22 protein-coding genes are annotated in these 23,470 nt (G+C 70.6%); 12 read left to right on the forward strand and 10 right to left on the reverse strand.

Features of this window, described 5'->3' with window-relative positions; genetic code table 11:
* Positions 1–6 precede the first annotated feature (6 nt).
* A complete protein-coding gene (locus tag HS104_20025; protein MBE7482253.1) occupies positions 7–1,500 on the forward strand; it encodes a hypothetical protein in 1,494 nt (497 codons plus the stop codon).
* On the opposite strand, the gene HS104_20030 is transcribed toward HS104_20025, so the two are convergent.
* Positions 1,412–2,614 carry a hypothetical protein gene (locus tag HS104_20030; GenBank protein ID MBE7482254.1) on the reverse strand — a complete coding sequence of 401 codons (1,203 nt, stop codon included), beginning with the start codon at positions 2,612–2,614 and terminating at the stop codon, positions 1,412–1,414. The genes HS104_20025 and HS104_20030 overlap by 89 nt on opposite strands.
* Before the next feature lie 126 nt (positions 2,615–2,740).
* On the opposite strand from HS104_20030, the gene HS104_20035 reads away from it, so the two are divergent.
* The 6 genes from HS104_20035 to HS104_20060 all read left to right on the forward strand — a co-directional run bounded on the left by HS104_20035 (position 2,741) and on the right by HS104_20060 (position 9,810).
* Positions 2,741–6,898 carry a tetratricopeptide repeat protein gene (locus HS104_20035; protein ID MBE7482255.1) on the forward strand — a complete coding sequence of 1,386 codons (4,158 nt, stop codon included), beginning with the start codon at positions 2,741–2,743 and terminating at the stop codon, positions 6,896–6,898.
* Positions 6,895–7,416 (forward strand): hypothetical protein, encoded by a 522-nt coding sequence (locus tag HS104_20040; protein ID MBE7482256.1) that lies wholly within the window; start codon positions 6,895–6,897, stop codon positions 7,414–7,416. The genes HS104_20035 and HS104_20040 overlap by 4 nt, the downstream gene beginning before the upstream one ends.
* 2 nt (positions 7,417–7,418) lie before the next feature.
* Positions 7,419–8,477, forward strand: coding sequence for a tRNA (adenosine(37)-N6)-threonylcarbamoyltransferase complex transferase subunit TsaD (tsaD, locus tag HS104_20045; GenBank protein MBE7482257.1), 1,059 nt, complete (start codon positions 7,419–7,421; stop codon positions 8,475–8,477).
* A gap of 137 nt (positions 8,478–8,614) precedes the next feature.
* The gene (locus HS104_20050; GenBank protein MBE7482258.1) at positions 8,615–8,818 is read left to right on the forward strand and encodes a hypothetical protein; all 204 of its coding nucleotides are present in this window, start codon (positions 8,615–8,617) and stop codon (positions 8,816–8,818) included.
* Positions 8,793–9,299: a hypothetical protein gene (locus tag HS104_20055; protein MBE7482259.1), complete on the forward strand. Its 507-nt coding sequence runs from the start codon at positions 8,793–8,795 to the stop codon at positions 9,297–9,299. Before HS104_20050 ends, HS104_20055 begins: the two co-directional genes overlap by 26 nt.
* Positions 9,300–9,411: 112 nt before the next feature.
* Entirely contained in the window at positions 9,412–9,810 is a 399-nt protein-coding gene (locus tag HS104_20060) for a hypothetical protein (GenBank protein MBE7482260.1), read from the forward strand.
* Positions 9,811–9,818: 8 nt separating this feature from the next.
* On the opposite strand, the gene HS104_20065 is transcribed toward HS104_20060, so the two are convergent.
* The 3 genes from HS104_20065 to HS104_20075 all read right to left on the reverse strand — a co-directional run bounded on the left by HS104_20065 (position 9,819) and on the right by HS104_20075 (position 12,152).
* The gene (locus HS104_20065) at positions 9,819–10,643 is read right to left on the reverse strand and encodes a hypothetical protein (GenBank protein MBE7482261.1); all 825 of its coding nucleotides are present in this window, start codon (positions 10,641–10,643) and stop codon (positions 9,819–9,821) included.
* Positions 10,644–10,778: 135 nt separating this feature from the next.
* Positions 10,779–11,456: a metallophosphoesterase gene (locus HS104_20070; GenBank protein MBE7482262.1), complete on the reverse strand. Its 678-nt coding sequence runs from the start codon at positions 11,454–11,456 to the stop codon at positions 10,779–10,781.
* 6 nt (positions 11,457–11,462) lie between these two features.
* On the reverse strand, positions 11,463–12,152 hold the full coding sequence (locus HS104_20075) for a tetratricopeptide repeat protein (GenBank protein MBE7482263.1): 690 nt from the start codon (positions 12,150–12,152) through the stop codon (positions 11,463–11,465).
* 320 nt (positions 12,153–12,472) lie between these two features.
* Between HS104_20075 and HS104_20080 the strand changes: the two genes are divergently transcribed.
* Complete coding sequence (locus HS104_20080) at positions 12,473–13,522, forward strand: hypothetical protein (GenBank protein MBE7482264.1); 1,050 nt, start codon at positions 12,473–12,475, stop codon at positions 13,520–13,522.
* Between the two features lie 10 nt (positions 13,523–13,532).
* On the opposite strand, the gene HS104_20085 is transcribed toward HS104_20080, so the two are convergent.
* From HS104_20085 to HS104_20095, 3 genes are read right to left on the reverse strand one after another with little or no spacing between them, the layout of a single operon-like run.
* Positions 13,533–14,375, reverse strand: coding sequence for an ion transporter (locus tag HS104_20085; protein MBE7482265.1), 843 nt, complete (start codon positions 14,373–14,375; stop codon positions 13,533–13,535).
* Between the two features lie 59 nt (positions 14,376–14,434).
* On the reverse strand, positions 14,435–15,592 hold the full coding sequence (locus HS104_20090) for a hypothetical protein (GenBank protein ID MBE7482266.1): 1,158 nt from the start codon (positions 15,590–15,592) through the stop codon (positions 14,435–14,437).
* 16 nt (positions 15,593–15,608) lie between these two features.
* Positions 15,609–16,394 carry a hypothetical protein gene (locus HS104_20095; protein MBE7482267.1) on the reverse strand — a complete coding sequence of 262 codons (786 nt, stop codon included), beginning with the start codon at positions 16,392–16,394 and terminating at the stop codon, positions 15,609–15,611.
* 81 nt (positions 16,395–16,475) lie between these two features.
* On the opposite strand from HS104_20095, the gene HS104_20100 reads away from it, so the two are divergent.
* Positions 16,476–17,225, forward strand: a complete 750-nt coding sequence (locus tag HS104_20100) for a hypothetical protein (GenBank protein ID MBE7482268.1) — start codon at positions 16,476–16,478, stop codon at positions 17,223–17,225.
* A 1-nt stretch (position 17,226) separates the two neighbouring features.
* Here the strand turns inward: HS104_20100 and HS104_20105 are convergent, their stop codons facing one another.
* Genes HS104_20105 through HS104_20115 form a run of 3 tightly spaced genes read right to left on the reverse strand, consistent with a single transcriptional unit; the run spans position 17,227 to position 18,681 of the window.
* Complete coding sequence (locus HS104_20105; GenBank protein MBE7482269.1) at positions 17,227–17,481, reverse strand: hypothetical protein; 255 nt, start codon at positions 17,479–17,481, stop codon at positions 17,227–17,229.
* 5 nt (positions 17,482–17,486) lie between these two features.
* A complete protein-coding gene (locus HS104_20110) occupies positions 17,487–17,849 on the reverse strand; it encodes a hypothetical protein (GenBank protein MBE7482270.1) in 363 nt (120 codons plus the stop codon).
* Positions 17,850–17,853: 4 nt separating this feature from the next.
* On the reverse strand, positions 17,854–18,681 hold the full coding sequence (locus HS104_20115; protein MBE7482271.1) for a hypothetical protein: 828 nt from the start codon (positions 18,679–18,681) through the stop codon (positions 17,854–17,856).
* Positions 18,682–18,770: 89 nt separating this feature from the next.
* Between HS104_20115 and HS104_20120 the strand changes: the two genes are divergently transcribed.
* The 3 genes from HS104_20120 to HS104_20130 all read left to right on the forward strand — a co-directional run bounded on the left by HS104_20120 (position 18,771) and on the right by HS104_20130 (position 23,326).
* A complete protein-coding gene (locus HS104_20120; GenBank protein MBE7482272.1) occupies positions 18,771–19,943 on the forward strand; it encodes a hypothetical protein in 1,173 nt (390 codons plus the stop codon).
* Positions 19,940–21,793, forward strand: coding sequence for a hypothetical protein (locus tag HS104_20125; GenBank protein MBE7482273.1), 1,854 nt, complete (start codon positions 19,940–19,942; stop codon positions 21,791–21,793). Before HS104_20120 ends, HS104_20125 begins: the two co-directional genes overlap by 4 nt.
* A gap of 339 nt (positions 21,794–22,132) precedes the next feature.
* Entirely contained in the window at positions 22,133–23,326 is a 1,194-nt protein-coding gene (locus HS104_20130) for an HNH endonuclease (GenBank protein ID MBE7482274.1), read from the forward strand.
* The last annotated feature ends 144 nt before the right edge of the window (positions 23,327–23,470 follow it).

A 23,470-nucleotide genomic window follows, 5' to 3' on the forward strand; every position in this document is an offset into this window, starting at 1 on the left:
GGGGGCATGACGCGCCCCGGACATGTCGCTCAGCTGGCCGTGATCGCAGCGCTGGCGTTCGCGTCGAGCGCGGAAGCCAAGACGCTGAAGCTGCGCGCGCCGTCGCAGGCGCTGAGCCTGGAGTGCGGCACTTCCAAGGCCAACTGGAGCTTCCACGACGGCATCTGGTACCAGCGCGGCCGCGAGCTGGTGAAGGACACCACCAAGTTCGGCGCGAGCGGCACGGTGAAGGACGACTTCGTCTTCAACCCGCCCTTCGACAGCTTCGACCCCGGCGAGCTCGACGGCGCGGACATCCTGCTGTTGAACCCGGTCAAGATCCAGGTGGACCGCCAGGTGTTCATGCCCTTCCGCACCTACGCGCTCGGCGGCGTCGGGTTCATCTCGTTCCAGAACGAGGGCGTGACCTTCATGGCCGACAAGAGCGACTGCGCCGGCGAGAACGTCGCCAACGTGACCAGCGCCGGCAGCGCGACGCCGGTGATGAACGGACCCTTCGGATTGGTCGGCGCGACCTTCTCCACCGGCTGGAACTGCTCCTTCAAGAACATGGAGAGCGGCGTGGTGGAGCTGGCCACGAACTCGAAGGGGCCCAACTCCTTGCTGCTGGACCTGGGCACGAGCTCACCGGGCTCGGCGCGCGCCGTCTCGTTCGGCGACGAGGAGCACTTCGCTGGGCCTTACCTGGAGAGCGGCTGCGGCTCGATGTTCGTGACCCAGCCGGCGAACGAGAAGCTCTTCCTCAACACGCTGGCCTGGGTCGCCCAGACAGCGCACGACCCGATCCCGGACGAGGTCGAGGGCACCACCGGCGACACGGACGGGGACGGCAAGCCCGACTACCTGGACGGGGACAACGACGGGGACAACATCCTCGACCTGTTCGAGGCCGGCGACAAAGACCCGACCACACCGCCCGTGGACACCGACAAGGACGGCAAGCCCGACTACAACGACGACGACTCAGACGGCGATGGCGTGAAGGACTCCGTCGAGAGCCCGGCCGATCCCCTGCTGCCGCCGGTGGACACCGACAAGGACGGCAAGCCCGACTTCCAGGACACGGACAGCGACGACGACACCATCCTCGACGGCGTGGACAACTGCCGGTTGATCAAGAACACCGACCAGAAGGATACGGACAAGGACGGCATGGGCGACGCCTGCGACGGCACGCCCGGCGACCCGGACGCGGGCAGCGGCGGCAGCGCCGGCGGTGGCGGCAGCGGCGGCGGCTTCCCCGACGCGAGCCCCATCGATGGCAGCACTCTCGGTGGCAGCGGCGGCGGGAGCGGCGGCGGCGGAAAGGGCTCGACCACCGAGTCGAGCGACGACGGCGGGTGTGGGTGTCGGGTCCGTGGGAGCTCGAGCTCGAGCTCGAGCTGGCTCGCGCTGCTCGCGCTCGGGCTCGTCACTGGCTACAGAAGATCGGCGGCACGCACTCGTTGTTGCAGAGACCGCTGTAGCAGACCTCGTTGTCCTTGCACGCGACGCCGATAGGGACCAACGCCTTGCAGAAGCCGTTCACGCACCGCGTGCCGGCCTTGCAGTTCTCGTTGTAGATCGCGTCGACCGCGCAGGCGTCGTCGATGTCCGGCAGGTTCGTGCACGAGCCGGCGAGGGACACTTGCGGCGGATTGAACACGTTTGGCTTGCAGTACTGACCGGCAGGGCACATGTCCGGGATGGCCAGCCCGCAGGGCTCGTTGAGCTGGACCGTGGCGACGCAGTCGCCGCTGCCCTGCGCGTCTTTCAGCTTGCAGTGAAGGCCGGGCTGGCAGAGGTCTCCGTTCGTCCAGTTGCACGTCGCGCCGGAGGCGAACACGCTCTCGGCGGCCTTGCACTTGCCGGGGCTGGCGCCGGCGTCCGCGCCCGCGTCTTGATCGAAGCTGACGCCGACGCAGAGCATGCCGATGGTGCAGCGTGGCAACGCGTCGCCGCCACAGGGCGCGCCGGGAGTCGCGACCGGCTTCGTGCAGAACGACCCTTCCGGCGCCTTGAGCTCCTGACAGTTCAGGCCCTCCGCGCAGATCCCCTCGTAGCAAGGGGAGCCCTCGCCGAGCTTCGGGCTGCACTTGCCGGGACAGCCCGAGGCGAGATCGCAGTACAGGCCGGGTGCACACTGCGCAGGGTGGACGCAGCCTTTCCCCTCGGCGACCTTGCCCTCGACGGCGGCTTCGCACTCGGTCGGCCACTCGAGCGCCTTCGGACACTCGCTCTTGGGCGCGCCCGCAGAGCGGAGCGCCGCGACGCAGGCCGGTGCCAGCTCGGGATGGTACTCCGCAGTGTCCGGGGGCAGCTGGTCGATCCCAGCGAGCACGCTGTCGGCCAGACGCCGCTTCGTGTAGTCGACGCAGGGCACGTCGCCGTAGACCAGAGCGCCGGCGCCGGGCATGCACTCCTCGAAGCGCGCGCAGAGCGCCTCCGCGAACTTTTGAGCCGCCTCCCCGATGGGGATCGTCACGGCGGCATCACCGCCGGTCCCACCGGTCCCGCCGGTCCCTCCCGTCGCCGCCCCCTGCTCCTTCTGAAGCTCGTCGAAGTCGAGCAGGAATGAGCACGAGGCCGTCGCCGTTCCGACGAAGAGGCCGAGCAGGGCGGCGTGCCAGCGCATCGTGGGGGTCCCCAGAAGGGTTTACACCGGCCGGGACCCCGCCGAGAAGCCCACGAGATCGGCCGCTCGTGCGTCCAACCTCCACGGGTGTGGCCCCGGAGGGGCCGCCCACGTAGGATTTGGACCGTGAAGCTCCGCCCCACCCTCCGCGCCCTGCTCGCCGTCGTCGCGCTGGGTGTCGCGCTGCCTTCGTCGGCAGACGCCCAGTTCAACCCGGACGGGCGCAAGAAAGGGAAGAAGCCCGGCACCTTCCAGCCCGGCGGCAGGCCGGGCGGCAAACCCGGCGGCAAGCCCGGCGGCAAGCCCGGCGGCAAGCCGGGCGGCAAGCCGGGTGCCGAGCCCGGCGGCAAGCCGGGCGGCGAGCCCGGGGCCGAGCCGGAAGGCAAGGGGCCGAAGGGTCCCGGCAAGGAGGCGCTGATCCAGCGCTACACCGGGATCGTCCTCGCCCAGCCGGGAGCGCCCTTCCCGCTCCAGCGCCTGGCCGAGCTCTACCGGGAGCGCGACGGCAACGTCGAGAAGCTCATCGCCGACTTCGAGAAGCGCGCGGAGGCGGCCGACGGCTGGAACGCGCAGGTGGCCCTCGCCGGCATCTACAAGCAAGACGGCCAGCACGCGCGGGCCATCGCCACCTACGAGAAGGCCATCGCGCAGAAGCCGAGCGAGCCCACCGCCATCATGGCACTCGCGAACCTGCTGTCGGATCGCGGCGACAAGACCGCCGCCGTGGCGCGCTACGAGGCGGCGCTGCCGCTCTTGAAGAACGACGCGGACAAGGAGCAGGTGCTGCGTACGCTGATGCAGCTCGCCCTCGACCTGAAACGCTTCGACGACGCGAAGAAGCACCACAAGGCGCTGGTCGCGCGAGCGAAGGGCTCGTTCTACGTGCGCGGTGAGCTGGGCCGCGAGCTGATGCTGCGCGGCGACTACGAGCGGGCCTCGGCGGAGTACGAGGACGTGGTCAAGGCGGCCGCCGGCGACAACCGCGTGCTCGGCCCGGCGCAGCGCGACCTGGGCCGCGCGCTGGCCAAGCAGGGCAAGCGCAAAGAAGCCATGGAGATGCTGCGTAAGGCCCTGCGGACCGCGGGGACACAGGCCGGCATCCGGCGCGAGATCTACGAGATCACTGTGGAGATCTACCGCGCAGAAGATCGACTGCGCGATCTGATCACGGAGCTCGAGGGCCAGAACGTGTCCGACCCGGAGCAGCTGCGCATGCTGGGCAGCCTGTACGAAGAGACGGGTCAGGTGGACAAGGCGCTCAAGACCTACAAGCAAGCGCTGGGCAAGAAGACCGACGACGTCGGAACACGGCTGAAGGTCGTGCAGCTCCTACAGATCCAGGGGGAGCTGGACGAGGCCATCAAGCAGTTCGAGGAGCTGATCCGCGCGGCGCCCCGCAACCCCGACTACGTGTTCCAGCTGGCGGAGGCCTTGATTCAGCGCGGCGACCGCCAGAAGGCGCTGGAGCAGCTGAAGAAGCTCGAGGCCCGCTCGGGCAACGACGAGGAGACGCTGGCGGCGCTGGTGGACTTCTACGAGCGTGTCGAGGAGAAGCAGCGCGCCATGGACGTGCTCCAGCGGCTCTCGAAGACCGGCCGCGGCGACCCGCGCCACCTGGTCGAGCTGGGCGACCGCTACTGGCAAGAGGGCGACAAGACGAAGGCCCAGCAGACCTGGGCGCGCATCAAGATAATCGTGCCGGACAAGGCCCGCGCCAACGAGGTGCTCGGCGAGGTGTACCTGGAGCACGACATGCCGCAGCAGGCCATCGAGGCGCTGCGCGAGGCGATGAAGCTCCAGCCCAAGGCCATGAAGTACAAGAAGGCCTACGCCATGGGGCTGGAGCGCACCGGCGCGAGCGCCGGCAGCGTCGAGCAGCGTAACCGGCAGTACGACGAGGCCCGCAAGATCTGGGAGGCCATCGCCAAGGAGGCCGGCGACAGCAACGAGCACCTGGCCCGCGAAGCGCGCCAGCACATCGTCACGCTGTGGGGGCTCTCCGGGCAGCTCGAGCAGCGCGCCGTGCCGCTCGACCGGCGCCTGAAGCAGACGCCCCCGGACCTGGAGGCAGGCCGCCTCCTCGCGGAGGTGCAGGTCCGCCTGCGGCGCTACGCCGACGCCGAGCGCACGCTGGGCTTGATCGTGCAGAAGGCCCCCGGCGACATCGGCAGCTTGACCCAGCTCGAGCGCGTGCTGGTCCTGCGCCGCAAGCTGAAGGAGGCCATCGCCACGCTGAAGAAGCTCACCCTGGCCGACCCCAAGCGTGCCCGCGAGTATTACCAGCGCATGGCGGGCTACGCCGCCGAGCTCTACCAGGACGACGACGCCATCCAATACGCGGCCAAGGCGGTGGAGCTCTCGCCGGACGACGCCGAGGGGCACAAGAAGCTCGGCGAGATGTACCGCCGCCGCCAGGACACCTCGCGCGCGATCAACGCCTTCCGCCAGGCCATCGCCAAGAACGACCGGCTGTTCGCGGTCTACTTCCAGCTCGCCGAGCTGCTCATGGGGCAAGGCGAGCTCGACGAGGCCGACCGCCTGCTCCGCCGGGTCATCCGCGCGTCGCCGGACGAGGAGCTGGTCGCCCAGGCGGCGCGCCTGAGCATGCAGGTGAACCTGGGCAAGGGCACGCTGGAGTCGCTGGAGAAGGAGCTGCTGCCGGTCGCGCTCGGCAACCCGCAGAAGCCGCTCTACCGGCGCCTCTTGGTCGAGCTCTACGGCGCCATGGCCTTCCCGCTGGCGCACCACGCGCGGAGCCCCGAAGCCGCCACCGCCGACAAGGCGCGCGCTGAGCTGAAGAAGATCGGCGAGCGCGCCGTGAAGCCTCTGCTCGACGCGCTGACCGACGAGAAGGACCAGCAGCAACGCACCGCCATCGAGCTGCTCGGCTACATCGAGAACAGGAGTGCCGGCTCGGCGCTGTTCGCCTTCGCGACCGGCAACGCCGACGCGGAGCTGCGCGCGCGCGCCATGCTCGCGGTAGGCTCGCTCAGGGATCCGGCGCTGTTGCCGAAGCTCGGCGACGTCCTGGCGCCGGGCGGACAGATCCGGGCGGACGAGTCGGATCCGGTGGTGGTCGCCGCAGCCTGGTCGGTGGCGCGCATGCAGTCGCCCCAGGCCCGGGCGCTGCTCGGCAAGATGTTGAAGAGCGACTCGCCCAGCCTGCGCGCCCTCGGCGCCATCGGCATCGGGCTTATCAAGGACAAGCGCGCCGGCGCGGAGCTCGGCGAGATCGCGCGCTCGGTGGACGCGGGCGGCTTGCCGCGCGCGGCTGCCGCCTTCGCGCTGGGCGAGATCGGCGACAAGTCCCAGGCGGACACCCTGGCGCAGCTCGCCGAGTCGAGCGACGGCGGCGCGCGCGGCGCCGCGGTGATCGCCCTGGCGCGGCTCGGCGCGAGCGGCGCGTCGCGGGTGATCGCCGAGGCCCTCGTCAGCGGCGATCCGGCGCTGGCCACCGCGGCCACCGCAGCGGCGCTGGTCATCGCCACCGGCGAGCACCGCGCGACGCGCGACGCGCTCATCGTCCCCGAGGGACGCATCGACGTGCGTGCCGTGCTCGAGCGGCTGGTGCCCAAGGGTTACACCGCCGAGGAGCACGCCAAGGCGCTGGTGAAGCTCGCGCCCTCCCTCGGACAAGCGAGCTTGTCCGCCGCGCAGAGCTCGCCGGAGCGTGCCCGCGCGGTGGGCGACGCGCTCCTCGCCCGCGGCGGCAAGCCCGCCTTCGGCCCGCTCACTCGGGATCTCGAGCAGGTGAGCGCCGCGGTGCGCGCCGAGGCCGAGAAGGCCGCCGAGGACATCGCCAAGAGCACCGTCCCCGCCTTCGTCGCGCTGGCGAGCCATCCCGCGCCGGACGTGCGGGCTCGCGCCATCCAGCTCCTGGCCACGCAGAGCGCGCCGAGCGCGGAGCGCGCGGTGCTCGATCACCTGGACGATCCGGACGCCACGGTGCAGCGTGCGGCCCTCGCCGCCGTCGAGCGCACGCGCCCGGCCGGCGCCGTGCCCGCGGTGACCGCGCTGGTCGGCAGCGCCAAGGACTGGCCCGCGCGGGTGCGGGCCGCGGAGACGCTGGCCGTGCTCGCCGCCGGCACGGCCGACAAGAAGGCCGTCGAGGCGCTCAGACGCGCGGCGCTCTCGGACAAGACGGCGCTGGTGCGCGAGGCCGCCATCATCGCCCTGGGCAAGATCGATCCGGCCGCCGCCCGGGAGATCGCCGGCAAGATCGCCGGCACTGACGCCGAGCCCCGCGTCCGCGACGCGGCCCGCGCTGCCGGAGGCGCCAAGTGAGGGCGGCGCTGCTCCTCGCCGCTGCCGCGGCCACCCTCGGTTGCAGCACGCTGGATCGCTTCGACACCAAGGACGGCGAGGCCTACTGCGGTAACCTCGTGACCGGGACGCCGTTTCGCGAGGGATTCCCCGACAACGACCTGCGCCTGCGCATGACGCTGGACACGGACCAGCTGTCGAGCACGCCGGGCACGCTGACCACGAGCGTCTCGTCCGAAGATCCGTGCACGGGCCAACCGATCCTGCACGCCGCGCCCATGCGCATCACCGAGGCCATGCTCCACGACCCGCTCTCGACCTTCGACTTCGGCATGGGGCGTGACCACAACTTCATGGCCTGGGTGGACTCGACCTGCTCGGGTCCGATGCTGGCAGTGGTCTCGCTCCTGAGGAACGACGACGTCGAGGTGCGCCTGATGAAGCCTCCGCCAGCGCCCGCGGCCGCCGCCACCGAGCCGCCTCAGCCGGGCTTCGCGCTCTTCCCGATGACGCGCCGCAAGGACGACTGCGGCTTCTGAGCATGCTCGTCCTCGGCCTCGAGACCTCCTGCGACGAGACCGGCGCCGCCCTGGTGGACGACACCGGCCGCGTGCACGCCGACGTGGTGCAGAGCCAGGTGGTGCACGCCGCGTTCGGCGGCATCGTGCCCGAGCTCGCCTCGCGGGATCACCTGAAGAACGGCGGCCCCGTGCTGCACGCCGCGCTCGACAAGGCCGGCGTCACGCTGGCCGACGTGGACGGCATCGCGGTGACCTGCCGCCCCGGCCTCTCCGGCGCGCTGCTGGTCGGCGTGCAGCTCGCCCGAGGTCTGGCCTGGGCCACGGACAAACCCGTCGTCGGCGTCGATCACCTGGTCGGTCACCTGCTCGCGGTCTTCCTCTCGTACCCCGATCTCGCGCCCGTGCCGCCGCCGGAGCTGCCCTTCGTGGCGCTGCTCGCCTCCGGCGGTCACACCGCGCTCTACCGCGTGGACGGCCTGGAGCTGTCGCAAGTGCGCGAGCTCGGCGCGACGCGCGACGACGCCGCCGGCGAGGCCTTCGACAAGGTCGCGAAGGCCCTGGGCCTCGGCTACCCCGGCGGCCCGGTGATCGATCGCCTGGCCAAGGAGGGCAACCCCGACGCCATCCCCCTCGCGCGACCCATGCCCAGCCGTGCCACGCTCGAGTTCAGCTTCAGCGGCCTGAAGACCAACGTGGCCCGCTGGGTCGAGGCGCACGGCCGCCCCGGAGACGACCAGACGCTCCGCGACATCTGCGCGGCGTTCCAGCGCCGCGTGGTGGACACGCTGGTGAAGAAGGCGATGCTCGCCGTGCGGCAGGAGGGCGTGCAGACGCTGGTGCTCGGCGGCGGCGTCGCCGCCAACCGCGAGCTCCGCGAGCGCGCGCAGGCCGCGGCAGACAAGGCGGGCCTGCGGCTGGTGGTGCCGCCGTTCAGAGCGTGTACGGACAACGCGGCGATGATCGCCTACGCGGGGCTCGTGCGGCTCGCGCGCGGTGAGGACGACAGCGACACGCTGACCACGAGCCCGAGGACGTCGCTGGAGACGGTGACGCGGAAGGGGCGGGGGCGGAGGGGGTGATGCGTGGAGCCGGAGCTCGCGCCGCGAAGGCGCGGGCACGAGCGCCGAGGCGCCTCCGACGCGAAGTACACCTCCACTCGGGGAGTCTCGCCGTGTAGAATCCGGTCATGGCAGCGCGAGCAGCTCGGCTTCGAGAGGTGGCACCGACCTCGACGGTGCCCACGCTCCCCGAGCTGATCGAAGCTCTCGACGCCGAGGTCCGCGCAGCCATCGCCGACGTCGATCGTACGTTGATCGGTCTGTCGCTCGAGCAATCGCCCTGGGACAGGCTGCGTTCCGCGTCGAAGGCGGCGCAATCACTGGCCAGGATCCGCGATGCGGCGACATCCGAGCGCGGCTGATCTCCCCGCGCTGCTCGCGAAGCTGTGCGATGGCGGGGTCGAGTTCATCGTCGTCGGCGGTGCCGCCGCAGTGATCCACGGGGCACCGATGACCACGAACGATCTGGACATCGTGCACCGGCGTACACCCGAGAATGTGGCTCGATTGCTCGACCTCGTCCTTCAGCTCGACGCGACCATGCGTTACGATGCGGCCAATCGCGGGCTGCGGCCCACCGCCGAGATGTTGGCGGGCAAGGGCCAAATCAACCTCTCGACGTCGTTGGGCCCTCTCGACCCGCTGTGCGAGCTCGGAGAGGGCCAGGGCTACGAGGAGCTCCTGCCGCATGCCGAGTCGGTGGTCGACGAAGGGCGCCGACTACTCGTGCTCGATCTGCCGACACTCATCGCGGTGAAGACCAAGGCCGGGCGCGCGAAGGATCGCATCGTCCTCCCCATCCTGATCGCCACACTAGAGGAGCGAGACAAGGCGAAACCCTGAATCAGCGACCACTCATCAGCGGCAGAATCGTGTAAAGCGTCCCGTACCTCCCCTTCCTACGGAGCGCCGCGCGAAGCGCGGCGAGTGGGGGCACCCCTGCAGCTTCAGCGGCCTGAAGACCAACGTCGCCCGCTGGGTCGAGGCGCACGGCCGCCCCGGAGACGACCAGACGCTCCGCGACATCTGCGCGGCGTTCCAGCGCCGCGTGGTGGACACGCTGGTGAAGAAGGCGATGCTCGCCGTGCGGCAGGAGGGCGTGCAGACGCTGGTGCTCGGCGGCGGCGTCGCCGCCAACCGCGAGCTCCGCGAGCGCGCTCACGCGGCCGGCGAGAAGGCCGGGCTGCGCGTGGTCGTGCCGGCCTTCCGCGCCTGCACGGACAACGCGGCGATGATCGCGTTCGCAGGGCTCACGCGTCTCGCACGCGGGGAGGACGACAGCGACACGCTGACCACGAGCCCGCGGACGGCGCTCGAGACGGTGACGAGGAAGGGGCGGGGGCGGAGGGGGTGAAGGAGGGTTCAGCCGGGTGGCCTACCCCGGACAGAGGTGGGCGGCTTCGGATCGGTCCGAAAGAGCTTCTGTTTCCCGTCTGAATGATCTGTGCCCAGAAGCCAGAGCGAGCCGGACTGGTCCATGAATGGCCGACCCACGAACGACGCCCCAACCGGCGTAGGTCGGTCGACGGGAGGTTGAAAGCTCTCGACACGCCACTGACTACCGTCCCATTGCAGTACGACACTTCTGCCCACGAACCACATGTCGTCCGCCGCGGTTCCGGTCAGCCAGTGCGGCTGAAACCAGCTGTCCCCTGGGACCGAAACCAGACTCCAAGTCTTCCCGTGATTCTTGGCCAGGCAGGTCGGGCGGACCCAGCCGGGACTGAGCCCGAATACCGGTCCGCGTTCGGGGATGGCCCAAGTCACCCCGGTTAAGTCCTCCCACATGTCGTTGGCTATGCCGAAAGGCAGGTCCGATGCCAGCACCCAGCGCTTCCCGTCGAAGTGGGAAGTCCATCTGCGCCCGTCCTGGAACTTGGGGATCTGCAGCCATGCGGAGTTGCGGCTCGTCGCGAAGAACCACCCGACGCCCCAACCCGCCTTCGGGGGTGGGATCGAGAGGCCCAGGTAGGGTCGCGTATCACGTGGCAGCTGAATCACGTTTCGCTCCGGCCAGAGCGCGAGCGTGAGCTGCAGGTGCCCGGCCGGCAGTCGGGGCCATGTCTCACAGCTCACGGAGCCGTCCTTGGCGACACGCGCCAGGATGAAGTCTTCTCGCGCGTTCACCCCAATCGCGAACAGGCCACTTCCGGTGGCGTAGGAGCCGAACAGGAGGGCGAGCTTCACGTCGCCCCGCCCCGCGAGGAGCTCACCGAGCCGGGAGACGACGGGGCGGGATACGCTGCGAGCCTACCGCGTGGGAACCGGCGTCGCCAGCTACCCGTCGCCGAGGGAAGCGGTGGCGTCGCGGTGCGCGCGTGCTCACGCGCCCGAGTCGCGGCCCCGCGCAACCGGGACGTCCACGGCCGTGACGACTTTGGTGGCGACGTCGATGTCGAAGACCGTCGGGCTTCGCTCGCACTCCCAGGTGGTCACGTTGGCGAACCAGGTGTCGTCGAGCAGCCAGGCTCCGCCGTCTTCGTGAATGTGACCGAACAGGTGCAGCCGAGGTCTCACCTGCTGGACCCGCACCAGCAGGTCCGTGCAGCCCTCGCGCCGCTCGGTGCTGGTGCGATCGCCGATGCCCTGGGGCGGTCCGTGGGTGACGAGCACGTCCACAGGCTCGGGGATCAGCGCCCATTTTTCGGCCAGGGCCTTACCGCGCGGCAGGTTGAAGGCCCAGGAGCAGAACTCCGGTTGCCAGGGGCTGCCCCAGAACGACACGCCGCCGATGTCGAGGCGTTCGTCCTCGAGGTAGACGACCCCCGGCCCGAGCAGGCGGAGCGCCGTGACCCGGTCGCGCACGAAGGCCCAGTCGTGATTGCCGGCCACGACGATCTTGCGGCGATGCGGCAGCTCCGCGATCCAGTCGAGTGCGATGGCCAGCTCGCGGACGTGGCCGCTGCGACACAGATCGCCGGCGTGGACGAAGACGTCGCCGTCCGGGACCCGGAGCTCGCGGTGGTAGAGGTGCGTGTCGGCGACGGCGACGATCCGCATCACGCGTCAGCGGCCCAGCACCTTCTTGGGGATGCGCACGAGGAAAGGTGAATTCGGAAACTTGGTTCCGAGCTCGCGGTAGAGCGCGCGGGCCTGCGCCAAGTTGCCGCCGCGCTCGTGCTCGTAACCGGCGTAGTAGAGGACCTCGTCGAGCTTCGCGAACGTCGGGTAGTCGCTGCGGACCGCCAGGTAGTACTTCAGCGCGTTCTTGCGCGCGGCCTGCACGACCTTCGCTCCGCCCGGCTCCCGCTCCGCGGCGTACTCGAGCTCGACGTAGCCCTCGGCGAGCCGCCGCATGAGCATCGGGCGATCGGGAGAGCTCTTGGGCGTCGCCTGGTGCAAGCGCTCCAGCGCTTGCAGCTCGGTGACCAGCAGCGCACGCGCCCGCGGGCGCTGCGCGGCCATGCGCGGATCCCGCGCGGTCGCCGAAGCAGGCAGCGGTGCCGGCGGGGCCGCGGCAACGGGCGGCTCGGGGCTCGGCGGCTCGGGCTCGGCAGCGGGTGGCTCGGGCTCCGCGACGGCGGGCGGCTCAGGCTCGGCGGCGGCGAGCGGCGGCTCTGGCTCGGGCGCCGCGGGCGGCTCGGACGCGCTGGGCTCGGGCGGCGCCGCGGCCGCGGCGACGGGCGCGGGCGCGGGCTGCGCGGGCGGCTGCGATGCGCAGGCGATCAGGCAGAGGCCGAGGGCGAAGGCGCGCATGTCGAGGATGCCAATCGAGGGACGCGGCGTCGTCAAGGCTGCGCAGGCCCGTGCTCAACTGCGCGCGCCGGCGCTCGAGCACGGCCGAAGCTCCGCGGAAAATGCCCTGGCACATGGGTTGCTGAAGGGCGTGCATGGCCTTCAATTCACCTGCCTGGGCATGCCTCGCGCTTCTCACTCTGTCCGCTTGCGGCGACCCCGCCGACGGCGCGACCGCCGGGTCTCACGACGACGTCGTGAGTGGAGCCGGGGGAAGCGCCGGCGAGCCCGGGGGGCCGGAGATGGGGGGCGCGGCAGGGAGCGAAGGCGGTGCGGCGGGCGTGCCGAACGACCTCGGCGGCGCGTCCGGCATGGCGGGCGAGAGCGGCGACCCCGGAGGCGCTGCCGGCGCGCCTCCCGCCGACCCACCGGAGGAGCCCCCGCCCGGCGGAGAGCCCCCGCCCACAGAGGACCCGACGCCCGCCGAAGAGCCTCCGCCAGCCAACGCGCCCAGCGGATGCCCGACCAACGGTCCGCCTCCGGGCCCCTTCGTGCCGCGCTTCGACGTCGCGACCTTGCAGTGCAACCCCACCGGCCAGTGCAGCGGCGCCGAGGACAAGTGCCTGTGTCTGCCCGACTTCAGCGCGCTCGCCGCGCTCCCGGGTCACTTCTTGGCGGTGAGCTCCGACAAGAACAAGTCGGTCACCTGGGGCAGCGGCAACCTCCAGGCCGTCTACATCGACGACATGAACACCGACTGGAAGCTCGGCGGAGTCGCGCGCGCCGACGCCGCGCTGGCGAAGGCCAAGAAGGGCTTTCCTTGCGGCGTGCCCAAGTGGTTCCTGGTCAACGAGATCTCTCCCAGCATGTGGAAGAGCCTGCCGGAGTATCGGAAGTTCGTCATCGATTTCGCCAAGACCATGAAGCAGAAGTACGGCAAGGCGACCGTGGTGGCCGCCCCGTTCCAGACCGTCGCGGCGAACGGCGAGTCCTGGACCGAGCTGGCGAAGTACGCCTTCATCGGCATCGAGTCGTACCTGTCCGGCAAGGAGATCAAGGACAGCGGCTTCTCGCTGGCGTGGTGTCAGTCGCAGTACGCCGCGTCCCTGAATTCGTACATGGCGCGCGGAGTGCCGAAGAGCCGCCTCTTTTTGTTCGAGCACTTCGGCAACACCGGCACGGTCATGGACAACGGCATCGCGATCAAATGGGGACGCCAGGCCGTGAGCGCGGCGGACTGGCACAAGGCCATCCAGGTGCGGTCCAAGGCCGCCAACGCCGTCGGCTTCGCGGGCTTCGTCAGCTACGACTGGGGCGCCAACGGCCTGCACGCACCCCAGGCCGATCGGCTGGCGTTCATGAAGACCTATCGCGGGCAGAAGCTGCCCTGAGGGGAGGCGCTCAGCCGCCGCTGACCCCGCCGAGCTCGCGGCGAAGCGCGGCGACCTCCTGCCGCAGGCTGCGAACCTCGGCCAGGATCACCGCGCGGTCGGCCTGCGCGTCCTCTTCGACCGCGGCCTCCCCCTCCTCGCGCTGCTGAAGCGCCTGGGACTGCATCGCGTTCACGATCACCGCGATGAACAGGTTCAGCATCGTGAAGGTGGCGACCAGGATGTAAGGCACGAAGAACGCCCACGCGAAGGGGTGCTTCTCCATCACGGGACGGACGATCCCCATCGACCAGCTCTCGAGCGTCATGACCTGGAACAGCGTGTACGCGCTCTTGCCGATCGACCCGAACCACTCCGGAAAGTCCGCGCCGAACAGCTTGGTCGCGATCACCGCGCCGACGTAGAAGATCAACACCATGATGCTCATGATGGCGCCCAGCCCCGGGATGGCGCTGAGCAGGCCGCCGACCACGCGGCGCATGGTCGGCACGACCGTGATCAGGCGCAGCACGCGCAGCACGCGCAGGGCGCGCAGCACGGCGAGCGGGCCCGTGGCGGGGAGCAACGCGATGGCGACCACCACGAAGTCGAAGATGCGCCACGGATCGCGGTGGAAGTTGCGTCCGTGGATCGCCATCTTGGCGACCAGCTCGATCACGAACGCACCGAGCATGACCCGATCGAGCTGGTGCAGGACGGTGATGTGGCGAGCCCCGAAGGGCGTCGTCTCCAGCCCGAGGACGACGGCGTTCAGGATGATCAGCGTGAGGATGAAGGTCTCGGCGCGGCGGCTCTCGACCATCGCGGCGACGCCCGCGCGCCAGTCCGGGGTCGCTGCTAGCTCATTCGACATGGGTGCTCTCCGGCATCGTCGCGCCGTCTAGCACGAAGCCGAAGCGGGGGCTCGGAGCGTCAGTCGCCGCCCGCGTCCGCGGTCCCGCAGCTCACCGCGTCTCCGCCGCCGTCTGGCGGATCGAAGGCCAGGTCGAGCTCGACCGTGGCGTTGACCGCGTAGGCGTCGGGCGCGAAGTTGAGCTGGTTCTTCGCCGGGATCTTCGGGCCCCCGCCGGTCAGCTCGAGCGCCGTCAACGCCCCCGACAGGTCGTTGCTGCCCACGCCATAGTCGTCGAGCACCGCGGTCAGCCAGTAGGGACCCGCCCCGAACAGGATGCCACCGACGTTCGCCTTCTGCGTCCCGGACACGTCCGCGCACGGCAACACGCCGGTGCCGAACACCTTCGAGGTCGAGCTCACCTGGGCCTTGTCGGTCACCAGCACCCCGAGGGGCCCTTGCCCGTTGCCCTTCGGGCTCACTCCCGCGGCGCGCGACACCTGCACCGTCAGCTTGCGCAGGGCCCACAGCTTGCGCGTCACCCCCGTGCCCTGCCCCGCCGTGGCGGCGACGGGCAAGAGCGGGGGGTCTTCGGTGAGCCCGGCGCCGAGATCGATGCCCGCGATCCAGACGCCTGGAACCGGGAAGTCGACCGGGCTCGCGAGGACGCTCGTGTCGTCGAAGAACAGCGCCCGTGCGTGGAGCGCGCTCGGGACCGGCAGGGCGTCGAAGCGGATCGGCTGTTGGGTCAGGTTGGCGAGCGTGTCTTCGGACTGGCCGCCGTCGCTGCTCGGCGTGGGCAAGACCACCGTGGCGACCGCCGGCACCTCGCCGCCGTCCGCCGTCTCGACTTGCGCGGTGTCGAACAGCTGCACGACCAGCACTCCCTTGCCGTCCAGCTTGGGATCCGTGGGCAGGAACTTCATCGGCTCGGGCTGGAGCAGCACGCAGACCGCCGCCTTCGTGACGTCGCTCGGTGGAGCGCAGCTCACGCTCGTGGTCCCGCCGGCGCCCGCTGCGCCAGCCGCTCCGCCCGCGCCGCCGCTTCCCGCGCTGCCGGCCGCGCCGCCGCTCGAGCCAGCAGCGCCGGCACTGCCCCCGCCCGCGCTGGCGTCGCTGCCCCCGCTGCCGGCGTCTTTGCCGCCGCCGCCATCGCCCTCGGACTCCCCGCCGCACGCGTGCGCGAAGCAGAGCGCGCACAAGCCGGCGCTCAGCAACCCTCGCATCCCGTTCTTCATCCCGGCTCTCCCCTGCTCAGTTGCACGCGCCCTTGCTCGCCACGTTCACGCCCGAGCTCGCTGCCACGCAGCCGTTGCTGTAGGTCTTCTTGTCGCAACCGCACACCGGGTCGTAGAGGCCCGAGCACGCGGACGGCTTGGTGGCGCAGCTACCCGTCGAGTTGCAGCTCCCGTCCGCCTTCTTGCAGTATCCGGCGCCGCACTCGGTGTTCGACGTGCACCCACCCGTGCTGGGACACGCGCCCTTGCTGGCAGCGCTCACCCCCGCGGCGTGAGCCTCGCACTCGTTGCCGTAGGTCTTGCCGTCACAGCCGCACACCGGCGCGGCGATGTCGGGGCACATCTTGGGGATGGTGTCGCAGGTTCCGGCCTGGCCCTTGCCACACAGGTTGTCCGGGAACAGGCAGTAGGTCTGGCCGGTGCAGCTGGCGTTGCTCGTGCAAGTGGTGCCACCGCCCGTTCCACCCGTGCCGCTGCCACCCGTGCCGCTGCCTCCGGTGCCCGTTCCACCCGTGCCGGTGCCCGCCGCACCTCCGGTCGCGCTGCCACCCGTTCCAGTGCCCGCCGCGCCTCCGGTCGCGCTGCCACCCGTACCGGTGCCCGCCGAACCACCCGTCGCGCCGCCGCCGGCACCCGAGCCCGCGCTGCCACCGCTGCTCGCGCCACCGCTGCTCGAGCCTCCGGTGCTGCCGCCTGCTCCCCCCGACCCGCCACCTCCCAAGCCGCCACCGGAGTCGGAGTCACCGCCACAGCCAGCGGTCAGCGATAGTGTCCCCAAGACCAGCCAAGCAAAGATCCGCATGACGTCACTCTATAGTGGCCAGGCGTTCGACGCCACGCCGCGGGTTCTCACGCGCGCCCATGGGGCGTAGGCTCCGCGGCCATGCAGGGCAAGCGCTGGTTGGGTCCGGTGATGTTGGGGGCTTGTTTCGCGCTCCGGGCTGGGCCAGCGCTGGCCCAGCCGGCGGCGGTCAAACCCAAGAGCTTCGAGTCTTCCGCGGGGCTCAAGCTCCTCGCAGGCGGAAACGTCTGGACCGCGCCGAGCGACGTCTCTCCTGCCGGCTACGAAGGGCTCGGGTTCCCCGCCAGCGGCGGCGGCTTCGGCTGGGGCGCCGCAGCCTACTACGAGGCGCGCTTCGTCCAGCACCTCGGGGTGGAATTCGACCTCGGCTACGACAGCTCCGCCTTGCAGCGCAACGTGACCTACAACGGCGTCGTGGACGTCACGGAGAAGGTCACGATGAGCGGGCTCAGGACGGGCCTGCTCTTCAAGGGCATCGTGCCAACTCCCTTCGGGCGCTTGTGGCTCGGCCTGGGCCCCGAGTACGTGGCGGGCAGCTCGGTGGACGCGAGCATCGAGGTCAAGGAGAACGTCGCGAACAAGCAGCAGATCGAGGACCTGATCTCGGCGAAGAGCAAGAGCTCCACCATGCTCACCTTCGCCTTCGGCCTCGCGATTCACCTCGGAGAGAACCTGGAGATCCCGATCGACTTGCGCGCGGCCAAGAACATGTCCCAGGACTCGAAGTGGTCGGACCGCGTGAAGGTCAATCCCGCCACGCTCGAGTACGAGGTCACCGCCCAGAGCAGCTGGGACTTCCGGCTGGCGACTGGCCTCGGTTACCGCTTCTGACTCAGAGCCGAGTCTCCCAACCCACCTCGGCGGAGCCGCACAGCGGACAGCTCGACTGCACGTCCACGAGCTCCCCGGAGCGGCAGTGAACGCAGCCGAGCACCTGGCCCGGGTCCGTGACGAACAGGGCCTGCCCGGTGCAGCAAGCGCGGCAGTAGCGGAAGACCTGTCGCCGCGAGGGCGACAGCGGGCCGACGCCGATGGGGCCGAAGCCGAAGCCGCAACCCCGGCAGCGATAGCTCTGGCGCAGTGTCACCGTCGCTACATGCTGAAGAGCATCCAGGCCACCATGCCGCCGCCGATGACGAGCAGCATGACGATGGGCACCAGGATGGAGACGACGGTGATCCAGCCGGCGCGCTTCATCGCGGTCTGGAACTGCTGCTCCTGGAACTGTTGGAACCCTGGGTTCATCGGGGCGCCGAAGCCGTAGCCGATCTGCGGGACCTGCCCGGGCGGCATGCCCGGGTATTGGGCGCGGATGCGGTCGTCCAGGACCTTGTTCACCAGCGCCGCGTGCTCCGCCGCGCGGGCGTGGTGCTTGAGCACGTTCTTGCAGTAGGGACAGTTCGGCTGCGTCATGTCCTGCAAGGACAGCGTCGCGCCGCACGTCTCGCAGTTCATGGCGCTACGCCTTGCTCACTGCGTTCGACGGCACCCACTGCTGCGAGCCGTTGTCGAACTGCACGAGGTACTGGTTCGGCGCAGCTTGCATCACCGACGCCGGGTACTGGTTGCCGTCGGACCAGGCCACCTTGACCTTCGAGCCTGCTACGATGCCGCCAGTCATGAAGCTCGCCGCCTGCCCCAGGCCGAAGCCCAGCGGGTTCGCCATGATCGACGCCGCGGCCATCTGCGACTGCTGGTAGGCGGGGTTCATCATCGCCGCCTGCACCGGATCCATCATGGCCTGCTGCTGCAAGGCCTGCGCGTTCGGCGCGGCCTGCGCCGCGGCGCTGGTGTCCTTCGTGACGGTGACCTTGCGGGGCGGAGCGCCGCCGCGGATCTTCGCCTCTTCCTGGCTCACGTAGTTGTGGTGCCCGGCGTACTGCATCATGTTGGCGGCCATGGTGTTGTTCCAGTGGCCGCCCGCCTCGGTCCAGTCGCTCATCGAGACACCCGCCGCCTCGATGGCGGCCTCGAAGCCGTAGATCTTGATCAGCGCGCTGACGTGGACGTAGTCCTCGTAGCTGACGCGGGCGGCGCCACCCTTCTTGCGGGCCAGCGCGGCCTGGTACATGGGCATGAACGCCGTGGCCACGCGGCCCATCAGCGACATGTCCTGCATCCGAGCCGTCCAGCCGGCGACCGCAGCGTCGTAGTCGGCGACCGTGACCCCCTCCGCCCGCAGGATCTCCTCCTTTTTCGCCTTGTCCTTGTCGACGCCGTCGAGGGCGGCGCCCAGCTCGGCGTAGCGTTCCAGCGAAATGCCGTTGATGGGGGCGAACGGATCCATGGTCCCTCTCTTTCCGGCGGGAGCGGGCCAGATCTCGGCGCCGGCGTAAAGGGGGCGCCGAGATTTTCCGTGATATCTTCGCGGCGCTCGTGAAGCTCGCGCTGACCCTCTCGCTCGCCGCGCTCGCGAGCGCGTGCACGCCGGCCCCGCCGCGCGCTCCGGCGGCAGCCGCCGCGCCACCTTCGGAGCTCCACGTCTTCGCCGAAGGGCCGTGCCCGAAGCTGTCGGTGCAGGCGGCGGGGAAGCGGCGCTTCCTGGTCTACGGCGATCACGGCCGCGTGCTGGCGGGTTGGCTACCCGGCGACCGGCTAGCGACGGCCGAGTCCATCGTCGAGCTGCGCGGCGGCAAGGCGTTCCGGCGCGCTTCGTTGCTGCAAGGGCTGCCCACGGACGCGCGCGGCTGGGTAGTCGGGGAGCTGGCCCTCGGCGGCAGCGCCGACGAGCCCTGGCTGGTGCGCACCACCGTCCGCTATAGCTTGCTGAAGCGCGGCCCGCTGTTCGAGCGCACGCCGGCCGGATACCTGTTCGACGCCGGCTGGCGCTCGACCGAAGAGCCCGTGACGGTCCCGAGGTCCGCGCGAGACCTGCCCGAGCTGCCCGATCGCGAGCTGTGCAGTGAGGAGCTCGCGTTCGTACCCCTGACCTGGACCACGACACCCGAGGGAGGCCTGGTCGTGGCCGGACGTTGCGACGACGAGAAGGCCGCGAACTACGGCGTCACCAACCTGGTCGTCGCGCTGGGCGCGCCGGGCGCGAAGCGCTGGCGAGCCACGCTCTTGCCGGGCGGGGAGACGCTCGCCGGGATCGTCAACCTGAGCCTCGCGGCGGCGAGCGAGCGCGAGCTCTACGCCACGGCGTACGAGCCTTTCAAGGAGCCATCGGAGCGCGCGGCGTACCTGGCGCGCTTCGACGGCAAGGAATGGACGCGGGTGGAGACGAAGGTCACCGACGGCTTGATGTCGGTCGCCACCGACGGTCACGGCACGCTCTGGCTGGCGGGCGGGCGCGCGCTCTACCGCGGGTCGGAGCGCGTCTCGCTGCCGACCCTGCGCTTCTCCGAACCCTCGGCTCCGCTGCACGTCCACACCGTGCGCTACCTCGACGGCGAGCTCTGGGTCGAGGCCAGCTATCAGGTACGCCTACCGGAACAGCGCGGCTCGCACTGGGCCAGCGCTCTCTTCAGCTCGCGCCGACCCGAAGCGACGCTCTACTGCGATGCCCGCGAGAACGCCGAGAGCGCGCTCTACGAGGCGACGCCATGAACGCGCGCTGGCTCGCCGCGGTGTGGCTCGCTTCCGGCGCCGCGCTCGCCCACCCGCCGCGCTACGCGGTCTGTCACGAGGAGCGCAAGGTCGCGCCGGTCCGACCGGAGCCCGAGCAGCGCGCTCGCGAGGCCGACGACTGGATGCCCCTCGCCCGCCGCCGGCCACCCCGGCTCGAGCGCGCCAAGCTCGAGGTCTTCGACGTCGCCGAGGTGGATCCGATGCCGTCGCGGCGCACGACGCGGCCGAAGCCGACGCCGCGACCCGAGGAGCCCGCGGTCGTGGCGCTGGAGAGCCGCAACACCTTCTACTGCATCGGCGTGCCCCGGGGCACGCCGGGGATCTTGCGCGCCATCGGCGCCGCGCCGGGAACGCGCTTCTACGGCCACCCGCACACGGAGTCGTGGCGGCAGGAGAACATGCTGGCGGCGGGGTACCTGTCCATCGCCGAGGCGGCGCCGCTCTTGCAGCGCGAGCTCGACCGCCCGCTGCCCAGAGAGGCCGAGCCGTGGGAGCACGGCGAGCGCCGTCGCACCAAGCACGCCGCGGCGCGCGCGCTGGCCGACCTCGGCGACGTGGCCTCGGCGCCGCGGGTGCTGGCGCTGTTGCGCTCGCTCGAGCGCGACGGATGGAACCTCTGGCGCGACACCCTGGACAGCTTGCCACGGCTCGATCCCGCGCTGGCGCAGAAGTACGCGCAGGAGCTCATCGCGCGCGGGCTCGACGAGCCCAAGCTCCATTCGCAGAACGTCACGCTCTACTCGGACTTGCTGCCGCTCCTGGTCACGCCGACGCCGGAGACCCTGGCGCTGCTCCGGCGCGCCTCGGCCAAGGTCAGCAAGGACAGCGTGGCCCTCGCCCACGGCTCCGGCGGCTGCGCGGTCCTTGCGACGCGTCTGCGGCTCGGAGACGCCGAGCTCGCGCGGGAGCTGCGGGCCGAGCTGAACACGGCGTCCCTCGTCACGCAGCGTAGCGTCGAGTGTTACAGCACGCTGATGCCGGCGCTCTACCCGGGCCAGGACGCGTCCGAGCTGGACGTGTGGATGCACCGGCATCGCTACGACGAGATGCTCACCTGGCTCGAGGCCACCCGCAGCGCAGCGGCGGATCCGGCGAAGAAGCGCCTGCTCGCCTGGCTCGCCAAGCGCTCGAAGGAGCCGGACGTGGCGGGCGATCGCAGCCGCAACGACTACCAGCCGGAGAAGCGCGCGAAGCACCTGGCGGCGCTCGCGGCGCTGGGCGACACGGCGGCGAAGAAGCAGCTCGACGCCTGGGTAGCCGACGAGCAGGACGACGGCACCGCGCCCTGGGTGGCGGCGTACTACATGATGCGCCTCGAGCTGCCCGGGGCAGCCGATCTGGCGGTGAAGCGCCTGCAGATGGCGAGGCAGCAGCACATGCGCCGCTACTCGCGGGACGCCTGGCCGCGCTTCGGCGCCCACGTCGTCACCGAGCACGGCCGCATCGTGCAAGAGCTCGCGGCCCGCGGGGACGAACGCTGGGTGCTCGGTCTGCTCGACCGCGAGGGCTTCACCCGCGAGCTCAGCGTGTACTTGCTCGCCAAGACGCAGCCCAAGGGCGCCTGCGGCCTCGTCGGCGAGGCGGCCCGGCTGGCCACCGACGAGGCCGTGGACCAGGCGTTCTGGGCGCTCAGCCTGCTCGGCGATCGCTGCCGAAGCACGATGCAGAAGCTCGTCGCCGACGCGACGCAGCCGCCCCACGTACGCGGCATGGCCAACGAGCACCTGGCCATGTTGCGCGATCCGGGCGTGCCACGGAATCTGACGACCGACCGACGCTTCCACGCGAGCCGGGAGCGCGCGAGGATCATCTACCACGCGCCGGAGTGAGCCAGTCCCGCTCGGTCGCAGCTTCCGGACCCACGGCGCTGCCGCTGACAAAGACCACCAAGGGCATCCCGTGCACGCCCCAGCTGGCCGCGTGCCAGCACCATTTCAGCGTACGGTGACCTGAGAGAAAGAGCATCGAGACCGTCGATTTCTCTTGACGCATTTTCTGGCGACGCTCGTTCGCGTTCGACGACCACGCCGCCGATGGCCTCTCGCTCGCCCGTGCTGACGCGCTCGTGCGCGTTCGTGCGCGCGACGACGCGCGACGCTTTCCGGTGCTCGAAACGCGCTCTGCGTGCCAGCGGTGAGCTCGAAAAATCGCGTGGTAGACCAGAAAGCATGAACGCTCTCTCTTCGGTCTCCGACCACGAGCTTCGCGAGCGGCTCTCGGCCGCCGTGAGCTCGGAGCGGTCGGCGTGCGCCAACGTCATCTTCCACCTGGCAGAGCTCGACCGCCGCAACCTGTACCTGGACGATGCGTGTTCCTCCCTCTTCGCCTACTGCACCGAGCGCCTCGGCTATTCCGAGGACAGCGCGACCAAGCGTGTGCGTGTGGCCCGCCTGGCCCAGCAGTTCCCCCAGGTGCTCGATGACCTCGCCAGCGGCGAGCTCCACCTGACGGGGCTGTTCCTGCTCTCCGGCCACCTGACGGACGACAACGCCGAGCAGCTCCTCGCCGAGGCGCGAGGGAAGTCCAAGCGACAGCTCGAGGAGCTGCTCGCCCGCTGGTTCCCGCGGCCGGCCGTGCCGCCGACCATCACCCCGGTCACGCCCGAGCCGGTACAAGGGCAGTTGTCCACATGGTCCGGGGCAGGTACCCCGGCCCCGCCGGCCCAGGCGCCTCGCCCTCGCGTCGAGCCGCTCTCGCCGGAGAGCGTTCGCGTGGAATTCAGCGCCCACGCTGCGTTCCGCGACAAGCTCGAGCAGGCCCGGGCGCTGCTCAGCCACACGGTGCCCAGCGGCGACCTCGCGACGATCCTCGAGCGCGCGCTGGACCTGCTCATCGAGCGGGAGACGAAGCGCCGCGCCGGCGCGGGCAAGCCCCGCAAGCGCCGCGAGACGAAGCCGGGCTCGCGGCATGTTCCGGTGGAAGTCCAGCGAGCGGTCAGGGAGCGGGACGGCGACCAGTGCACCTTCACGGACGCCGAGGGGCGGCGGTGTTCGGCGACGCGCTTCTTGACCATCGAGCACATCGACCCGTTCGCGAAGGGCGGGCCCACGACGGTGGACAACTGCTGCTTGCTCTGCAGACCTCACAACGCCCACCGAGCGCGCCAGGTCTTCGGTGAGGACCACATCCAGAACGAGATCTCGGAGGCGCGAGCGAGGCGAAGACAGAGCACGCCACCGGCGCCACCGGCGCCGACGCCCGCGCCCGAGGGCGGCGTGTCCGAAAAGGTGCTCGGAGCGCTGGTTCGGATGGGGTTCAAGCGAGCGGACGCGCGGCGAGCCGTCGAGCAAGCGCGCCTCTGCGAGGTGGAGCCGCTGCTCGAGCCGATGCTTCGCGCGACGCTCGCCATTCTCACACCGTGAGACGGTTCGGGCACACCCCACGTCGAATGGGGTGTGCACGGATTGCCCTTGGTGGTCATTGTCAGCGGCAGCGCCGTGGGCACGCATGCGGACGAAGGAAAGGAGCTCATCTGTGCCTCGAACAGGTCGCACTCAACGCAGAGT

The organism is Polyangiaceae bacterium (genome assembly GCA_015075635.1).
Taxonomy (GTDB): Bacteria; Myxococcota_A; Polyangia; order Polyangiales; family Polyangiaceae; genus JADJKB01.